The organism is Actinomadura litoris (assembly GCF_009733595.1).
GTDB lineage: Bacteria > Actinomycetota > Actinomycetes > Streptosporangiales > Streptosporangiaceae > Spirillospora > Spirillospora litoris.
In genome coordinates this window covers 105,934-120,756 of record NZ_WOFH01000022.1, presented here as the reverse complement: position 1 = coordinate 120,756, position 14,823 = coordinate 105,934, and the positions used below count along the sequence as shown (strand labels likewise).

Sequence of the window (14,823 nt, the reverse complement as noted above, 5' to 3'; positions counted from 1 at the left end):
CCCCGCCCGCGGCAGGATCTGCTCATGCTCCAACTGATGCCGCGCGACCTCGCCGCCGCCATGGTCGAACACCATGAACCGGGTACTGGTCGTGCCCTGGTCCAACGCACCGACGAACTCAGCCATGGGTGGGGTCTCCTGCCGTCTCGTGTTCGGGCTCGGGTTGGGACGAGGGGGGCGCCTCGGCGGGCAGGAACCGTCCGATCAGGACCTTGTAGAGGCCGGCGCCGAGCACGCCGCCGATCAGCGGGCCGACGATCGGCACCCAGAAGTAGAGGTCGCCGTGCTGGTCGCGCCACGCGCTCCCGTATCCGGTGAGGTAGGAGGCGAGCCGGGGCCCGAAGTCGCGCGCCGGGTTGATCGCGTAACCGGCGTCCGTGCCGAAGGCCATGCCGATCGCGACGACCAGCAGGCCGATGATGAACGGCGCCAGGTTCGCCAGCGGCGGCGCGTTGCGTACGTCGGTGACGGCCTTGATCACGAACAGCAGGATCGCGGTGCCGATCACCTGGTCGCGGAACGCGCCCCAGGTGCCCACCGGAAGCGACCCGTTGCCGGGCAGCGTCGAGAAGACGCCCTGCGTCTTGATGGTGTGGCCGGGGTCGGCCTTGGCGAGCACCTCGCTGTAGTTCCACCGGACGATCAGCGCCGCGACGAACGCCCCGAGCGTCTGCGCGGCGGCGTAGGGCGCCACCTTCCGCCAGGGGAACTCCCGGAACACCGCGAGCGAGAGCGTCACCGCCGGGTTGAGGTGCGCGCCGCTGATCCGCGCCGCGACGTAGACGCCCAGCGTGACGCCGAGGCCCCAGGCCCAGGCGATGCTGTCGTGGTCGCCGATCTCGGCGGCCGCCACCTGGGCGACGACGCCGATGCCGAACAGGATGAGGATCAGGGTGCCGGCGAACTCGGCGGCGAGCTCACCGGCCGGCACCCCGGTCTTGGTTCGTTCCGCCATGTCTGCTCTCCTCGGCGCGCGGGGGCGGTCGCGGTGGCCTGGACGCTAGATGGCGGCGGAACGGCTTACAACAGGTCAGTGCCGACATTGTCGAACACTTTCGCCGCCGTCCGGCGGCGGTTAACCTCGGCCCCGTGCACAAGATCACAGAGTCCGGGCAGTTCACGGGGCGGGAGGCGGTGATGACGGCGGGTGCCGACATTGTCGGCACCGCGTCCGCGGAACTAGCATCCGCCCCATGCCCGGACCTGTGCAGTCGATCGAGCGGGCCGCCGCGATCCTGCGGCTGCTCGCCGCGAGCCAGGGCCGGCTCGGGGCCGGCGAGATCGCCGGGTCCCTGGGCCTGGCCCGAGGCACCGCGCACGGCATCCTGCGGACGCTGGAGCGCGTCGGGTTCGTCGAGCGAGACGACGGCTCCGGCAAGTACCAGCTCGGCGCGGCGCTGCTGCACCTCGGCACCAGCTACCTGGACGTCAACGAGCTGCGCTCGCGGGCGATCAACTGGGCGGACGCGCTCGCCTCGCGCAGCGGCGAGGCCGTCCGGATCGGGACGCTGCTGGAGGGGCGGGTCCTGGTCGTCCACCACGTCTTCCGGCCCGACGACACGCTCCAGGCGATGGACGTCGGGACGCTGCTGCCGCTGCACGCCACCGCGCTCGGCAAGGCGCTGCTCGCGCACGACGCCAACGCGGCGGCCTCGATCCGCGACACCGTCCTGGAGCCGTACTGCCGGCGGACGATCACCGAGCCGCGCGCGCTCGCCCGCGCCGCCACCCGCGTCCGGGAGAGCGGGTGGGCGGCGGAGGTGGAGGAGCTGTCGATCGGCGAGGCGGGCATCGCCGCGCCGATCCGCGGCCACGGGGGGCTCGTCGTCGGCGCCATCGGGATCTCCGGCGCGGTCGAGCGGGTCTGCGACGCGAGCCGGGTGCCCGAGCCGCGGCTCGTGGCGTTCGTCCGGGACGCGGCGCGCGCCGTCTCCCGCGACCTCGGCGGTTCACGCTGGTAGGGCATGACCCAGGGGAGGGGCGGCCGGTGACCGAACGCTACGTGATGTCGATCGACCAGGGCACGACGTCCACGCGGTGCATCCTGTTCGACCACGGCGGCCGGCTGGTGTCGGTGGCGCAGCGCGAGCACCGCCAGCACTTCCCGAAACCCGGCTGGGTCGAGCACGACCCGCTGGAGATCTGGCGGAACCTGGAGCGGATCGCCCCGGAGGCGCTGGCGCAGGCGGGCGCGACGGCGGACCAGGTCGTCGCCGTCGGCATCGCCAACCAGCGGGAGACGACCGTCCTGTGGGACCGGCTCACCGGCGTCCCGGTCGGCCGCGCGATCGTCTGGCAGGACACCCGCACCGCCGCGCTCGTCGACGAGTTGGCCCGCGCGCCGGGCGCCGCGGCGGTCCCCGGGCGCAGCGGCCTGCCGCTCGCCACCTACTTCTCGGCGCCGCGCGTGCGCTGGCGGCTCGACCACACGCCCGGCCTGCGCGAGCGCGCCGAGCGCGGCGAGGTGCTGTTCGGCACCATGGAGAGCTGGCTGATCTGGAACCTCAGCGGCGGTGTCGACGGCGGCGTCCACGTCACCGACGTGACCAACGCGAGCCGCACCCTGCTCATGGACCTGCGCACACTGGCCTGGGACGACGACCTGCTGGCGTTCTTCGGCGTGCCGAGGGCGATGCTGCCGGAGATCCGCTCGTCCAGCGAGACCTACGGGACGGCGCGCAAAGTGTTCCCCGGCGTGCGGATCGGCGCGGCGCTCGGCGACCAGCAGGCCGCGCTGTTCGGGCAGACCTGCTTCGCGCCCGGCGAGACCAAGTGCACCTACGGCACCGGCGCGTTCCTGCTGATGAACACCGGGACGGCGCCGGTGCGCTCGGCCAACGGGCTGCTCACCACCGTCGGCTACAAGATCGGCGACGAGCCCGCCGTGTACGCGCTGGAGGGCTCGATCGCGATCACCGGCGCGCTCGTCCAGTGGTTCCGCGACGGGCTCGGGCTGATCACCACCGCGCCGGAGATCGAGACGCTGGCCCGCGCGGTCGACGACAACGGCGGCTGCTACATCGTCCCGGCCTTCTCCGGGCTGTTCGCGCCGCACTGGCGCGGCGAGGCGCGCGGCGTCATCGTCGGGCTGACCTCCTACATCACCAAGCACCACCTGGCGCGGGCGGTGCTGGAGGCGACCGGCTGGCAGACCCGCGAGGTCGTGGACGCGATGAACCGCGACTCCGGGCTCGGCCTGCGGGAGTTGAAGGCCGACGGCGGCATGACCTCCGACAACCTGCTCATGCAGATCGTCGCGGACGTGCTGAACGTGCCGGTCGCGCGGCCGATGGTCGTGGAGACCGTCTCGCTCGGCGCCGCCTACGCCGCCGGGCTCGCGGTCGGCTACTGGGCGGGCCTGGAAGGGCTGCGGCGCAACTGGCACCGCGCGGCGCGGTGGGTCCCGGCGATGGACCCGGGGCGCCGCGCCGCCGAGTACGACAACTGGCGGCGCGCCGTGGAGCGCACGTTCGGCTGGATCCGCGCCGAGGACGGCGACCCCGCCGACCGCTAGCCGACCCCGAGGAGGGAACCCGCTTGATCACCGCGACCGACCACGGCCCGACCCGGGTGCTCACGATCGACCGCCCCGAGGTCCGCAACGCGATCGACGTCCCGACCCGCGAACTCCTCAGGGACGAGACGCGCCGCGCCATGGACGACCCGGCCGTGCGCGCGGTCGTGCTGACCGGCGCGGGCGGCACGTTCTCGGCGGGCGGCGACGTCCGCTCGATGGAGGGCGCCCGCCCGGAGGCCGTCCGCGCGCGGCTGGCGCCGCTGCACGAGGCGGTCCGGCTCATCGCCACCGGCGGGACGCCCGTGGTCGCGGCGGTCGAGGGCGTCGCCGCCGGTCTCGGCGTCTCGCTCGCCGCCGTCTGCGACCACGTGGTCGCCGCCGCGGACGCCCGGTTCGTCGCCTCGTTCGGCCGCGTCGGCCTCGTCGCCGACGGCGGGCTCCTCTGGACGCTTCCGAGACGCGTCGGCAGTGGCCGCGCCGCCGACATGCTGCTGTTCGGGAGGGCGGTGCCCGCCTCCCGCGCCCACGAGATCGGCCTCGCCGACTCCCTCGCCCCGTCCGGCGGCGCGCTGGAGGCGGCCCTGGAGCGCGCCGCCGAGGCCGCCGCCCTCGCCCCGCTGGCGGTCGCCGCCGCCAAACGCATGCTCACCCTCGCCGACCGGAGCCTGGACGCCCTGCTGGAGGCCGAGTGCGAGGAGCAGGCGGCCCTGTTCGGCACCGCCGACTTCGCCGCGGGGCGTGCGGCGTTCACCGACCGCCGCACCCCCCGCTTCGAGGGCCGCTGACACCCGCCGGCGCCAAGGCGACAGCCACCACGCGAGTGCGTGACCTGACCGGTGGGGCGACGCCGGAGGCGAGCCCCACCGGGAAGATCGCGAAGCGATGCCGCACTCGCCGAAGGCACGGTCACGCCCCGAGCCGCCAGGCGAGGGGTGTGGCCGGTCTTAATCAACAAGGCTCGCGATCGCGATGTGGGGGCGGCCGGTGATGGGGTGGGCGCCGATGTGGGCGCGCACGCCGAACACCTCGGCGACGAACTCCGGCGTCAGCACCTCCAGCGGCGGCCCGGACGCCCGCACCCTCCCGTGTTCCAGCACGACGACGCGGTCGCAGTAGGCCGCCGCGTGGTCGAGGTCGTGCAGCGCGGTGAGCAGCGTCAGCCCGAGCGACCTGACGAGGTCGAGCAGGCCGAGTTGGGCCCGGACGTCCAGGTGGTTGGTCGGCTCGTCCAGCACCAGCAGCGGCGCCTCCTGCGCGAGCGCCCGCGCGACGAGGGCGCGCTGCCGCTCGCCGCCCGACAGCGTCGAGAACAGCCGGTCGGACGCGTGCGCGAGCCCGACCCGCTCCAGCGACTCGGCGACGACCGCCCGGTCGGCCGCGTCCTCGCGGTCGAGCAGGCCCTTGTGCGGGGCGCGCCCCATCGCGACGACCTCGGCGACGGAGAACTCCCCGGCCAGGTCGCCGTGCTGGGTGACGACGGCGCGGCGGCGCGCCGCGTGCCGGGCGCGCATCCGCCACAGGTCGTCGCCGTCCAGCGACACGGCCCCGGCGGCGGGGCGCAGCGAGCGGTAGACGGTGCGCAGCAGCGTCGACTTCCCGCTCCCGTTCGGGCCGATCAGCCCGACGAACATGCCGGGCTCGGCGACGAGGTCGACCTCGGACACGATCGGCGTGCCCTCGATCTCGGCGGTGACGCCCGCGATGACCAGCCGCATCAGTGCTCGCCTCCGGACCGGCGCCGCAGCAGCCACAGGAAGAACGGGACGCCGAGACCGGTCGTGAAGATCCCGATGGGCAGCTCGTTCGGCCGGTCGACGGTGCGGGCGGCGATGTCCACCGCGACGAGGAACACCGCGCCGCCCAGCGTCGCCACCGGCAGCACCCGCCGGTGGTCGCCGCCGACGAGGAACCGCGCGGTGTGCGGCACCATCAGCCCGACGAACCCGATGCCGCCGACCACGCTGACCGACGTCGCGGTCAGCAGCGACGCGACGACCAGCAGCGCGATCCGCAGCGTCCGCACGGACGCGCCGAGCCCCGCCGCCGCGTCGTCCCCCGCCGCCAGCGCGTTGAGGCCGCGCCCCTGCGCCAGCAGGAACAGCGTGCACACGGCGATGACGGCGGCGGGCAGGCCGAGGTCGGACCAGGTCACGCCCGCGACGCTGCCCATCAGCCAGAACATCAGCCCGTGCAGCTCGGTCGGGTCCACCTGGAGCTGGATGTAGCTGGTCGCGGCCGAGCACAGGTAGCCGACCGCGACGCCCGCGAGGACGAGCCGCGAGTCCAGCAGCCGCCCGCCGCGCTGGGCGAGCAGGTACACGACCAGGACGCTGAGGACCGCCGTCGCGAACGCCGCGCCGGTCACGCCGAGCCCGCCGACCAGCGTCACGCCCGACGAGACGACCAGCACCGCGCCCAGCGAGGCCCCGGAGGAGATCCCGAGCACGTAGGGGTCGGCGAGCGGGTTGCGGACCAGCGCCTGGAGCGCCACGCCCGCCGCGCTCAGCCCCGCGCCGACCAGCGCCGCGACCAGCACGCGCGGCGTGCGGATCTCCCACACGACCTGCTCGCGCAGCGGGTCGCCCGACGCGGACCCGGTGAGGTGCGCGCCGACCACCCGCCACACCGAGCCGACCGGCAGGTTCACCGACCCGATCGAGATCGCGGCGATGGCGGCGAGCGCGAGCGCGACCACCAGGCCCGCGATGAGCACGCCGGTCATGCGGCCGGAGACCATGTGCGGCCCCCGGCGGGCGAGGTCAGCCATCGGGGTGCACCACCTTGGCGAGCCGCTCCACGGCCCAGGCGTTGAGCGGGCCGAGGAACGCGCCGTCCGCGAGCGTCGTGTACGTCCCGGTCTTGGACGCCCGCCACTGCGGGTACTCGGCGAACAGCCGCTTCGCCTCCTCCGCCGGCTTCTCCGAGGGGGTGAACACGCCGACGGCGACGACGTCCACGTCGGCCACGGCGAGCTGCTCCTTGGTGAGCGTGCTGGTCACGTCCCGGGAGCGGCCGGCGAACGCGTTGACGCCGCCCGCCGCGGAGATCACCTCGTCGGTGATCCGCCCGGTCATCACGGCGGGCAGCCCGGAGGCGTTCATCATCGACATACCGGGATAGACGATCAGCACCTTGCGCGGCGGCCTGCCGGCGACCCGCGTCCGCACGGCCTGGACCCTGCGCCGCAGGTCGGCGGTCACCTCGGCGGCCCTGCGCTGGACGTCGAACACCAGGCCGAGCAGCCGCAGGAACTCGTGCGAGGAGTCGATCGAGATGCCCTCGTAGGCGCGCTTCTCCGCCCGCGACGCGCCCGTCTTGCCGTAGGCGCAGTTCACGGGGTTGACGAGCGTGGTGATCCCGGCGGCGGCGAGCTGCTCGCGGGTGGCGAGACCGCGTTTGGCGTCGAACCCGCCCGACCAGGTCGATATCACCAGGTCGGGCTTGGCGGCGAGGACCTGCTCGGCGGGCACCTCGAAGTTCTTGTTCATCGTGAGGCCGCCGTTGGGCATGGCCTTGATCGCCGCGACCATCGACGGGTCGTCCGACACCCCGTAGGACTGGGCGTTGGCGAGGACGTGCCGTTGCAGGCCGAGCATGACGAAGCTCTCCGACTCGGCGACCGACGTCCCGTTCAGGATCAGGACGCGGCCCGGCGGGCGGGTGAAGGACACCTTCTGCCCGCAGTTGTCGAAGGAGAGCGGGTAGGACGTGGCGCCGGGGGCGCCGTCGAGCTTGACGGCGGCCGCCTCGCCGCCGGAGTCTCCGGCGCACGCGGCGGCGCCCAGCAGTGCGCAGGCGGTGAGCGCGGACAGCGCTGCCTTGCAATTGAACATGGGGGGTCCCTTATTCCGGTGGGGTGATGGCAGGCGTGGCACGCCGCACCGCCCCGCCGGGTCGGGCGGGGTCAGGCGGCGCGCGGCGGGGCCACCGGAGGGCCGCGGCGCCGGACGGCGCGGGCCAGCAGGACGCCGAGCCGCGGCGCCGGGTCGCCCGCGACCACGACCACGACCGGACGCGGCGGACGGCTCGTCCGCGCGGGCGCGATCGGGAGCGGCCGCGCGACCGCCGCGAAGACCGCCCCGTACAGCCAGTCCAGGGCGCGCTCGGCGCCGGAGAGCAGCAGCGCGGCGGCGAGCGCGGCGAGGGCGTGCCCCGCCAGCATCGAGGGCCCGAGCCCGAGGCCGTGCGCCATCCCGGCACCGGGGCCGGGGGCGGGCGGAGGCGCGATGGGCGGGCCGCCCGCCTCCATGTGGTGCGCGGGGCCGGCACCGGACGAGGCGAACGTGAAGGCGAAGTGGAAGGCGACCTGCGCCCAGCCCACGACGGCCAGGATGCGCCGGAACGACATCATCCGCCCGGCGAGGCCGACGCACAGCGCGCCGACCACCGCCCCGGTGCCGAGGACGGCCGGGAGCGGCGGCACGCAGCAGGCCCCGCGGCCGCCGGCGACGTGCCCGGCGAGCGCGAGGGCCGTGCACGCGGCGGCGAGGAAGGCGCCCCGCGCGTACCGCGTGCCCCGCGCGTACCGCGGCGTCGCCGCACCTGGGCCGGTCACGCGGCTCAGCCTATGCCGCGCCCGCGCGCCTCCCAAGGCGCCCCACGATCAACGCCGGTAACGTGAGCGGATCGCGCAACCTAGAAGAAGGAGTAGCGAGCATGAAAAATCGTGACTTCGCGGGTAGGCCGGTGGGCGCGATCGGGCTCGGCTGCATGGGGATGAGCTGGGCCTACGGAGAGTCCGACGACACGGCGTCGATCGCGTTGATCCGCGAGGCGCTCGACCTCGGCGTGACGTTCCTGGACACCGCCCAGCCGTACGGCGACGGCCACAACGAGGGGCTGGTGGGCCGGGCGCTCGCCGGGCGCCGGGACGAGGCCGTCCTCGCGACCAAGACCGGCCTGGTCGTGGAGGACGAGGCGACGTTCAAGATGGTCCGGCGCGGCACGCCCGAGCACGTGAAGACCTCGGCCGAGGAGAGCCTGCGCCGCCTGGACACCGACGTGATCGACCTGTACTACCTGCACCGCGTCGACCCGGACGTGCCGCTGACCGAGACCTGGGGCGCGATGGCCGAGCTGGTCGCCGAGGGCAAGGTGCGCGCCCTCGGGCTGTCGGAGGTGAGCGTCGCGCAGGCCGCCGAGGCGCACGCGGTCCATCCGGTCGCCGCCGTCCAGTCGGAGCTGTCGCTGTGGACGCGGGACGCCCTGGGCGCGCCGCCCGCCGAGTCCAGCGGCCCGGTCGGCATGCTCAGCGTGGTCGGCGGCACCGGGGACGCCGGGGACGTGGTCGGCTGGTGCGCGGCCAACGGCGCGGCGTTCGTGCCGTTCTCGCCGCTCGGCCGGGGCTTCCTCACCGGGACCGTCACCACGACCGACTTCGAGGACGACGACTTCCGGGTCATCAACCCGCGCTTCCAGGAGGAGGCGCTGAAGGCCAACCAGCGCATCGTGGACGTCGTCAAGGCGGTCGCGGAGCGGCACGGCGCCACCCCGGCGCAGGTCGCCATCGCCTGGACGCTCGCCCAGGGCGACCACGTCATCCCCATCCCCGGCACCAAGAAGGTCCGCTACCTGCGCGACAACGCGGGCGCCGCCGACCTGGAGCTGACCGAGGGGGACCTCGCCGAGCTGGACGCCGTCCCCCCGGCCGTCGGAGGGAGGTACTGACGCCGCCGCTCAGCGCGGCCGGTAGTCGGCCAGGTAGCGGCGGACCTTCTCCGCGTACGGCATGAACCGGGCCGGGACGCCGCCCTCCTTGACGACGGTCTTGGACGAGCTGCGGTAGCTGACCGCGAGGTTCAGGGCCGGGTCGCCCGGGACGCCCTTCAGGTCCTTGCCCCAGAAGCACAGGTAGCGGCCCATCGCCGGGATCGACAGCTCCGGGGTGATCTGGGCGGGCCTGGGCTCGGGGTTGTTCAGGCCGCCCGGCTGCCAGAACACCAGGATCTTCGGCGTCCACCGCGCGATGCCGTACTCGTCCTTCGCGGGGTCGGACAGGTGCGGGTCGAAGCCGCTCTCCGCCTTCAGCATCGCCGCGATCAGCGCCGGGCTCAGGCCCGGCATGTCGCACCACGTGCCCGCCCGGACGATCAGGTCCCTGTACGGGCGCGGCACGTCCGACCCGGCGCGCAGGTAGCGCGAGTGCGCGTCGTCCGCCGCGGACCCGTCGCCGCCCATGCCCGCGACGGCCCACGCCGCGCCGCCCATGGCGACCGCGGCCGCGAGGGCGGCGCCGGCGACGGCGGTCCGGCGGCGCGGCAGCCGGGTCCGGCGCGCCACCGCGGCCGGCGGCGCGCCGGGCAGGGGGTCGGTGTCGACGGAGCTGGTCGCGTCGGCGAGCGCGGCGCCGAACTCCTCCGCGCTCGGCCAGCGGCGCTCCCGGTCGGGCTCCAGGGCGCGCAGCACGGCCGCGTCCACCCGGGGCGGGACGGCCGGGTTCAGCCCGCTCGGCGGCACGGGGGGCGTGCGCGGCGGCTCGCCGGTCAGCAGGTGGTAGGTGAGCGCGCCGAGCCCGTACACGTCGGCGCGGCGGTCGGGGGCGCCGTCGATCTGCGCCTGCTCGGGCGCCATGTAGCCGGGCGACCCGGCGGGCAGCGTCAGGCTCGACAGCCGGTCGTCGGTGCGCGCGATGCCGAGGTCGGCGATGAGCACCCGCTCGCCCTCGCCCCCGCTCGCACCGGCGTCGCCGGGCGCGGCCCGCAGCAGCACGTTGGACGGCTTCAGGTCGCGGTGCACGACGCCGAGCCCGTGCAGCTCCCCGACGCCCAGGATGATCTCCCGCGCGATCCGCAGCGCCTCGTTCAGCGGCAGCGGCCCCCCGGCGAGCCGGTCCTCCAGCGTGCCCCGGTCGGCGTAGGTCATCACGAAGTAGGGGCGCCCGTCGGGCAGCTCGCCGATGTCGAAGACCTGCACGAGCCGGGGCGAGTCGGCGCGCCGCAGGAGCCGCGCCTCCCGGACGAACCGCTCCCGGACGTCGGCGCGGTGCGTCCAGTGCTCGCCGAGGATCTTGACGGCCACCGGCGCGTCGAGCTCCGGGTCGTGGCCGAGCCAGACGGTCGCGAACCCGCCCGAGCCGAGCAGGCGGACGATCGTGTGGCGGCCGGCGGCCCTCGGGGTCTCCATGTCACACAATCATGAGGGATCCTCCGGCCGAACGGTCAGTGTCTCCAGGTGAAGGATCCGGTACGCCGCGTACGGGCGGCGGGAATCGCGGCCGGGGGCGCGGTGTTGTACACCGGACCGCCGGAAATTCGATCGCCCCGCGTGGGCCGTTGCGGCTACGGTGCGAAGGTTTGAGGGGGGAGCGGGCCGGGGGCGCCCGAACCCTATCCTTGTCGAGGATTATGAGGACGTCTGTGAACTCGCCGCTCGCCGGGCTGCGCGCGCGCCTGCCGGGGCTGACGCTGCTCGACCAGCACCGCCTGCGCCGCCGTATCGACGGCGCGCAGAAGACGCGCGACGCCGCGCGCCGGACCAGGGTCGCCGAGGAGATCGCCGCCGACATCGAGGCCGCCGAGCGGCGGGTCGAGCGGCGGCGCGCGGCCGTGCCCGCGATCACCTACCCGGCCGAGCTGCCCGTCGCGCGCAAGAAGGAGGACATCCTCGCCGCCGTCCGCGACCACCAGGTCGTGATCGTCGCGGGCGAGACCGGGTCGGGCAAGACGACGCAGATCCCCAAGATCTGCCTGGAGCTGGGCCGGGGCGTGCTCGGCTCGATCGGGCACACCCAGCCGCGCCGCCTCGCCGCCCGCACCGTCGCCGACCGGATCGCCGAGGAGCTCGGCACCGGGCTGGGCGACGCCGTCGGCTACAAGGTCCGCTTCACCGACCGCTCCGGCGACGACACGCTCGTCAAGCTGATGACCGACGGCATCCTGCTCGCCGAGATCCAGACCGACCGGCTGCTGCGCCGCTACGACACGCTGATCATCGACGAGGCGCATGAGCGCAGCCTCAACATCGACTTCCTGCTCGGCTACGTCAAGGAGATCCTGCCGAGGCGCCCCGACCTGAAGGTGATCATCACCTCGGCGACGATCGACCCCGAGCGGTTCTCGGCGCATTTCGACGACGCGCCGATCGTGGAGGTGTCCGGGCGGACCTACCCGGTGGAGGTCCGCTACCGGCCCGTCACCGACCCCGACGACCCGTCCGCCGACCCCGACCGCGACCAGGTCCAGGCGATCCTCGACGCGGTGGACGAGCTGGGCCGCGAGGCGCCCGGCGACGTGCTGGTGTTCCTCAGCGGCGAGCGCGAGATCCGCGACACCGCCGACGCGCTCACCAAGCACTTCCAGCGGCAGCGGGGGACGGCCGAGGTCGTCCCGCTGTACGCGCGGCTGTCGGCGGCCGAGCAGCACCGCGTGTTCCAGCCGCACCGCGGGCGCCGGATCGTCCTCGCGACCAACGTCGCCGAGACGTCGCTGACCGTCCCCGGCATCAAGTACGTCGTCGATCCCGGCACCGCGCGGATCTCCCGCTACAGCCACCGGCTGAAGGTGCAGCGGCTCCCGATCGAGCCCGTGTCGCAGGCGTCGGCGAACCAGCGCAAGGGGCGCTGCGGGCGCGTGTCCGAGGGCGTGTGCATCCGGCTGTACTCCGAGGAGGACTTCGAGTCCCGCCCCGAGTTCACCGACCCGGAGATCCTCCGCACGAACCTGGCGTCGGTCATCCTGCAGATGACGGCGCTCGGCCTCGGCGACATCGCCGCGTTCCCGTTCGTCGAGCCGCCGGACCGCCGCAACGTGAAGGCGGGCGTCGACCTGCTGCACGAGCTGGGCGCGATCGACCCGGCGGAGAAGGACCCGCGCAGGCGCCTCACCCCGCTCGGCCGCCGCCTCGCGCAGCTCCCCGTCGACCCGAGGCTCGCGCGGATGGTGCTGGAGGCCGACCGCAACGGCTGCGTGCGCGAGGTGCTCGTCATCGCCGCCGCACTGTCCATCCAGGACCCGCGCGAGCGCCCCGCCGACGACCAGCAGGCCGCCGACGAGCGGCACCGCCGGTTCGCCGACCCGACCTCCGACTTCCTCGCCTACCTGAACCTGTGGAACTACCTGCGCGAACAGCAGCAGGAGCTGTCGGGCAGCGCGTTCCGGCGGATGTGCAAGAACGAGTTCCTGCACTTCCTGCGCGTGCGGGAGTGGCAGGACCTGCACGGTCAGCTCAAACAGGTCGCCAAGACCCTCGGCGTCACGGTCAACACCGCCGACGCGCCCCCCGACCGCGTCCACGTCTCGCTGCTGTCGGGCCTGCTCTCCCACGTCGGCCTGGCGGACGCCGACAAGAAGGACGCCAAGCAGCGCCGGGGCCAGGAGTACATCGGCGCGCGCGGCGCGCGGTTCGCCGTGTTCCCCGGGTCGTCGCTGTTCCGCAAGCCGCCCCGCTGGGTGATGTCGGCGGAGCTGGTCGAGACGTCCCGGCTGTGGGCGCGGGTCAACGCGAAGATAGAGCCGGAGTGGATCGAGCCGCTCGCCGGGCACCTCGTCAAGCGCTCCTACAGCGAGCCGCACTGGTCGAAGAAGCGCGCGGCCGTGATGGCGCACGAGAAGGTCACGCTCTACGGCGTGCCGATCGTCGCCGACCGCCGCGTCAACTACGGCTCCATCGACCCGGCGCTGTCCCGCGAGCTGTTCATCCGGCACGCGCTCGTCGAGGGCGACTGGGAGACCCACCACCGGTTCTTCCACGAGAACCGCGCCCTGCTGGACGAGGTGGAGGAGCTGGAGCACCGCGCCCGGCGCCGCGACATCCTCGTCGACGACGAGACCCTGTTCGACTTCTACGACGAGCGCGTCCCGGAGGACGTCGTGTCCGGGCGGCACTTCGACGCCTGGTGGAAGCAGGCCCGGCGCGAGGACCCCGACCTGCTCGGGTTCGAGAAGTCGATGCTCATCAACGCCACCGCCGACGGCGTCAGCGAGGCCGACTACCCCGACGCGTGGCGGCAGGGGCCGCTGGGCCTGCGGCTGACCTACCAGTTCGAGCCGGGCACCGACGCCGACGGCGTGACCGTCCACGTCCCGGTGCAGGTCCTCAACCAGGTGCGGCCGGACGGCTTCGACTGGCAGGTCCCCGGCCTGCGCGCCGAACTGGTCACCGAGCTGATCCGGTCGCTGCCCAAGCAGCTGCGCGTCAACTTCGTCCCGGCGCCCGACTACGCCCGCAAGGTCCTCGGCCGCGTCGCCCCCCGCACCGAGCCGCTGCTGGACGCGCTGGAGCGCGAGCTGACCGCGATGACCTCCGTCCCGGTCGCGCGCGAGGCGTGGGACACCTCCCGGCTGCCCGCGCACCTGCGCATCACGTTCCGCGTGGTCGACGACCGGGGCCGGGCGCTCGGCGAGGGCACCGACCTGGACGAGCTGAAGCGCCGCCTCGCGGGCAAGGTCCGGGGGACGCTGTCCAAGGCGGCGTCCACGATCGAGCGGTCCGGGCTGCGCGAGTGGACGATCGGCGAGCTGCCGCGCACCTACGAGCGGAACCAGGCGGGCTACGACGTCAAGGCGTACCCGGCGCTCACCGACGAGGGCGACAGCGTCGCCGTCCGGATGTATGAGACGGAGGCCGAGCAGCGCCGCGCGATGTGGCGCGGCACCCGCAGGCTGATCCTGCTGAACGCGCCCTCGCCGGTGAAGCTCATCCAGGGCCGCCTGACCAACCAGGGGAAGCTGGCGCTCAGCCACAACCCGCACGGCTCGGTCGCCGCGCTGTTCGACGACTGCGTCACCGCCGCCGCCGACCGGCTCATCGCCGAGGCGGGCGGCCCCGCGTGGGACGAGGAGGGGTTCCGCGTCCTCTACGACCGCGTCCGCGCCGACCTGCACGACGCGACCGCCGCGATCGTCGCGCTGGTCGAGCGGATCCTCGCCGAGGCCCACGAGATCGACCGGCGGCTGCGCGGCACGACGAGCCTGACGCTCGTGCCCGCGCTGACCGCCGTCCGCGCCCATATCGCGCAGCTGGTCAAGCCCGGGTTCGTCACCGAGACCGGCTGGCCGCGGCTGCCCGACCTGCCCCGCTACCTGCGCGCCCTCCAGGTTCGGCTCGACAAGCTGCCCGAGAACCCGGGGCGCGACCGCGCGCTCGCGCACCAGGTCGAGACGCTGGAGCAGGAGTACGAGCAGGCGCTCCGCCGGCTGCACCCGGCCCGCCGCGACGGCGAGGCCGCCCGGCAGGTGCGCTGGATGCTGGAGGAGCTGCGGGTCAGCCTGTTCGCCCAGCAGCTCGGGACGCGCTACCCCGTGTCGGACAAGCGGATCCGCAAGGCCCTCGCCCAGCTCTAGCGTTCCCGGCATGATCGTTTGTCGGGT

At 74.2% G+C, this 14,823-nt stretch carries 12 protein-coding genes; 5 read left to right on the top strand and 7 right to left on the bottom strand.

Going from position 1 to position 14,823, the window contains the following annotated elements; translation table 11 throughout:
- Nucleotides 1–126 (bottom strand): FGGY family carbohydrate kinase (locus GNZ18_RS39535; RefSeq protein WP_156220711.1); only part of this gene is annotated, 126 nt, incomplete at its 3' end.
- The gene (locus GNZ18_RS39530) at nucleotides 119–955 is read right to left on the bottom strand and encodes an MIP/aquaporin family protein (RefSeq protein ID WP_156222508.1); all 837 of its coding nucleotides are present in this window, start codon (nucleotides 953–955) and stop codon (nucleotides 119–121) included. The genes GNZ18_RS39535 and GNZ18_RS39530, both read right to left, overlap by 8 nt.
- Nucleotides 956–1,193: 238 nt before the next feature.
- Here GNZ18_RS39530 and GNZ18_RS39525 point away from each other — a divergent pair, with 238 nt between their 5' ends.
- From GNZ18_RS39525 to GNZ18_RS39515, 3 genes are read left to right on the top strand one after another with little or no spacing between them, the layout of a single operon-like run.
- Entirely contained in the window at nucleotides 1,194–1,961 is a 768-nt protein-coding gene (locus GNZ18_RS39525) for an IclR family transcriptional regulator (protein ID WP_156222506.1), read from the top strand.
- A gap of 26 nt (nucleotides 1,962–1,987) precedes the next feature.
- Nucleotides 1,988–3,514 carry a glycerol kinase GlpK gene (glpK, locus tag GNZ18_RS39520; protein WP_214621083.1) on the top strand — a complete coding sequence of 509 codons (1,527 nt, stop codon included), beginning with the start codon at nucleotides 1,988–1,990 and terminating at the stop codon, nucleotides 3,512–3,514.
- A 23-nt stretch (nucleotides 3,515–3,537) separates the two neighbouring features.
- Nucleotides 3,538–4,302 (top strand): enoyl-CoA hydratase/isomerase family protein, encoded by a 765-nt coding sequence (locus tag GNZ18_RS39515; RefSeq protein ID WP_156222504.1) that lies wholly within the window; start codon nucleotides 3,538–3,540, stop codon nucleotides 4,300–4,302.
- Nucleotides 4,303–4,461: 159 nt separating this feature from the next.
- Here GNZ18_RS39515 and GNZ18_RS39510 read toward each other — a convergent pair whose 3' ends face one another.
- The 4 genes from GNZ18_RS39510 to GNZ18_RS39495 all read right to left on the bottom strand — a co-directional run bounded on the left by GNZ18_RS39510 (nucleotide 4,462) and on the right by GNZ18_RS39495 (nucleotide 8,072).
- Nucleotides 4,462–5,232 carry an ABC transporter ATP-binding protein gene (locus tag GNZ18_RS39510; RefSeq protein ID WP_156222502.1) on the bottom strand — a complete coding sequence of 257 codons (771 nt, stop codon included), beginning with the start codon at nucleotides 5,230–5,232 and terminating at the stop codon, nucleotides 4,462–4,464.
- Nucleotides 5,232–6,284 carry a FecCD family ABC transporter permease gene (locus GNZ18_RS39505; protein WP_156222500.1) on the bottom strand — a complete coding sequence of 351 codons (1,053 nt, stop codon included), beginning with the start codon at nucleotides 6,282–6,284 and terminating at the stop codon, nucleotides 5,232–5,234. Before GNZ18_RS39505 ends, GNZ18_RS39510 begins: the two co-directional genes overlap by 1 nt.
- A complete protein-coding gene (locus GNZ18_RS39500) occupies nucleotides 6,277–7,350 on the bottom strand; it encodes an ABC transporter substrate-binding protein (RefSeq protein WP_216651586.1) in 1,074 nt (357 codons plus the stop codon). Before GNZ18_RS39500 ends, GNZ18_RS39505 begins: the two co-directional genes overlap by 8 nt.
- 71 nt (nucleotides 7,351–7,421) lie before the next feature.
- On the bottom strand, nucleotides 7,422–8,072 hold the full coding sequence (locus tag GNZ18_RS39495) for a hypothetical protein (protein WP_156222498.1): 651 nt from the start codon (nucleotides 8,070–8,072) through the stop codon (nucleotides 7,422–7,424).
- 101 nt (nucleotides 8,073–8,173) lie between these two features.
- On the opposite strand from GNZ18_RS39495, the gene GNZ18_RS39490 reads away from it, so the two are divergent.
- The gene (locus tag GNZ18_RS39490) at nucleotides 8,174–9,184 is read left to right on the top strand and encodes an aldo/keto reductase (RefSeq protein ID WP_156222496.1); all 1,011 of its coding nucleotides are present in this window, start codon (nucleotides 8,174–8,176) and stop codon (nucleotides 9,182–9,184) included.
- A 9-nt stretch (nucleotides 9,185–9,193) separates the two neighbouring features.
- Here the strand turns inward: GNZ18_RS39490 and GNZ18_RS39485 are convergent, their stop codons facing one another.
- A complete protein-coding gene (locus GNZ18_RS39485) occupies nucleotides 9,194–10,639 on the bottom strand; it encodes a serine/threonine-protein kinase (protein WP_156222494.1) in 1,446 nt (481 codons plus the stop codon).
- Between the two features lie 221 nt (nucleotides 10,640–10,860).
- Here GNZ18_RS39485 and hrpA point away from each other — a divergent pair, with 221 nt between their 5' ends.
- A complete protein-coding gene (gene hrpA, locus GNZ18_RS39480) occupies nucleotides 10,861–14,796 on the top strand; it encodes an ATP-dependent RNA helicase HrpA (protein ID WP_156222492.1) in 3,936 nt (1,311 codons plus the stop codon).
- The last annotated feature ends 27 nt before the right edge of the window (nucleotides 14,797–14,823 follow it).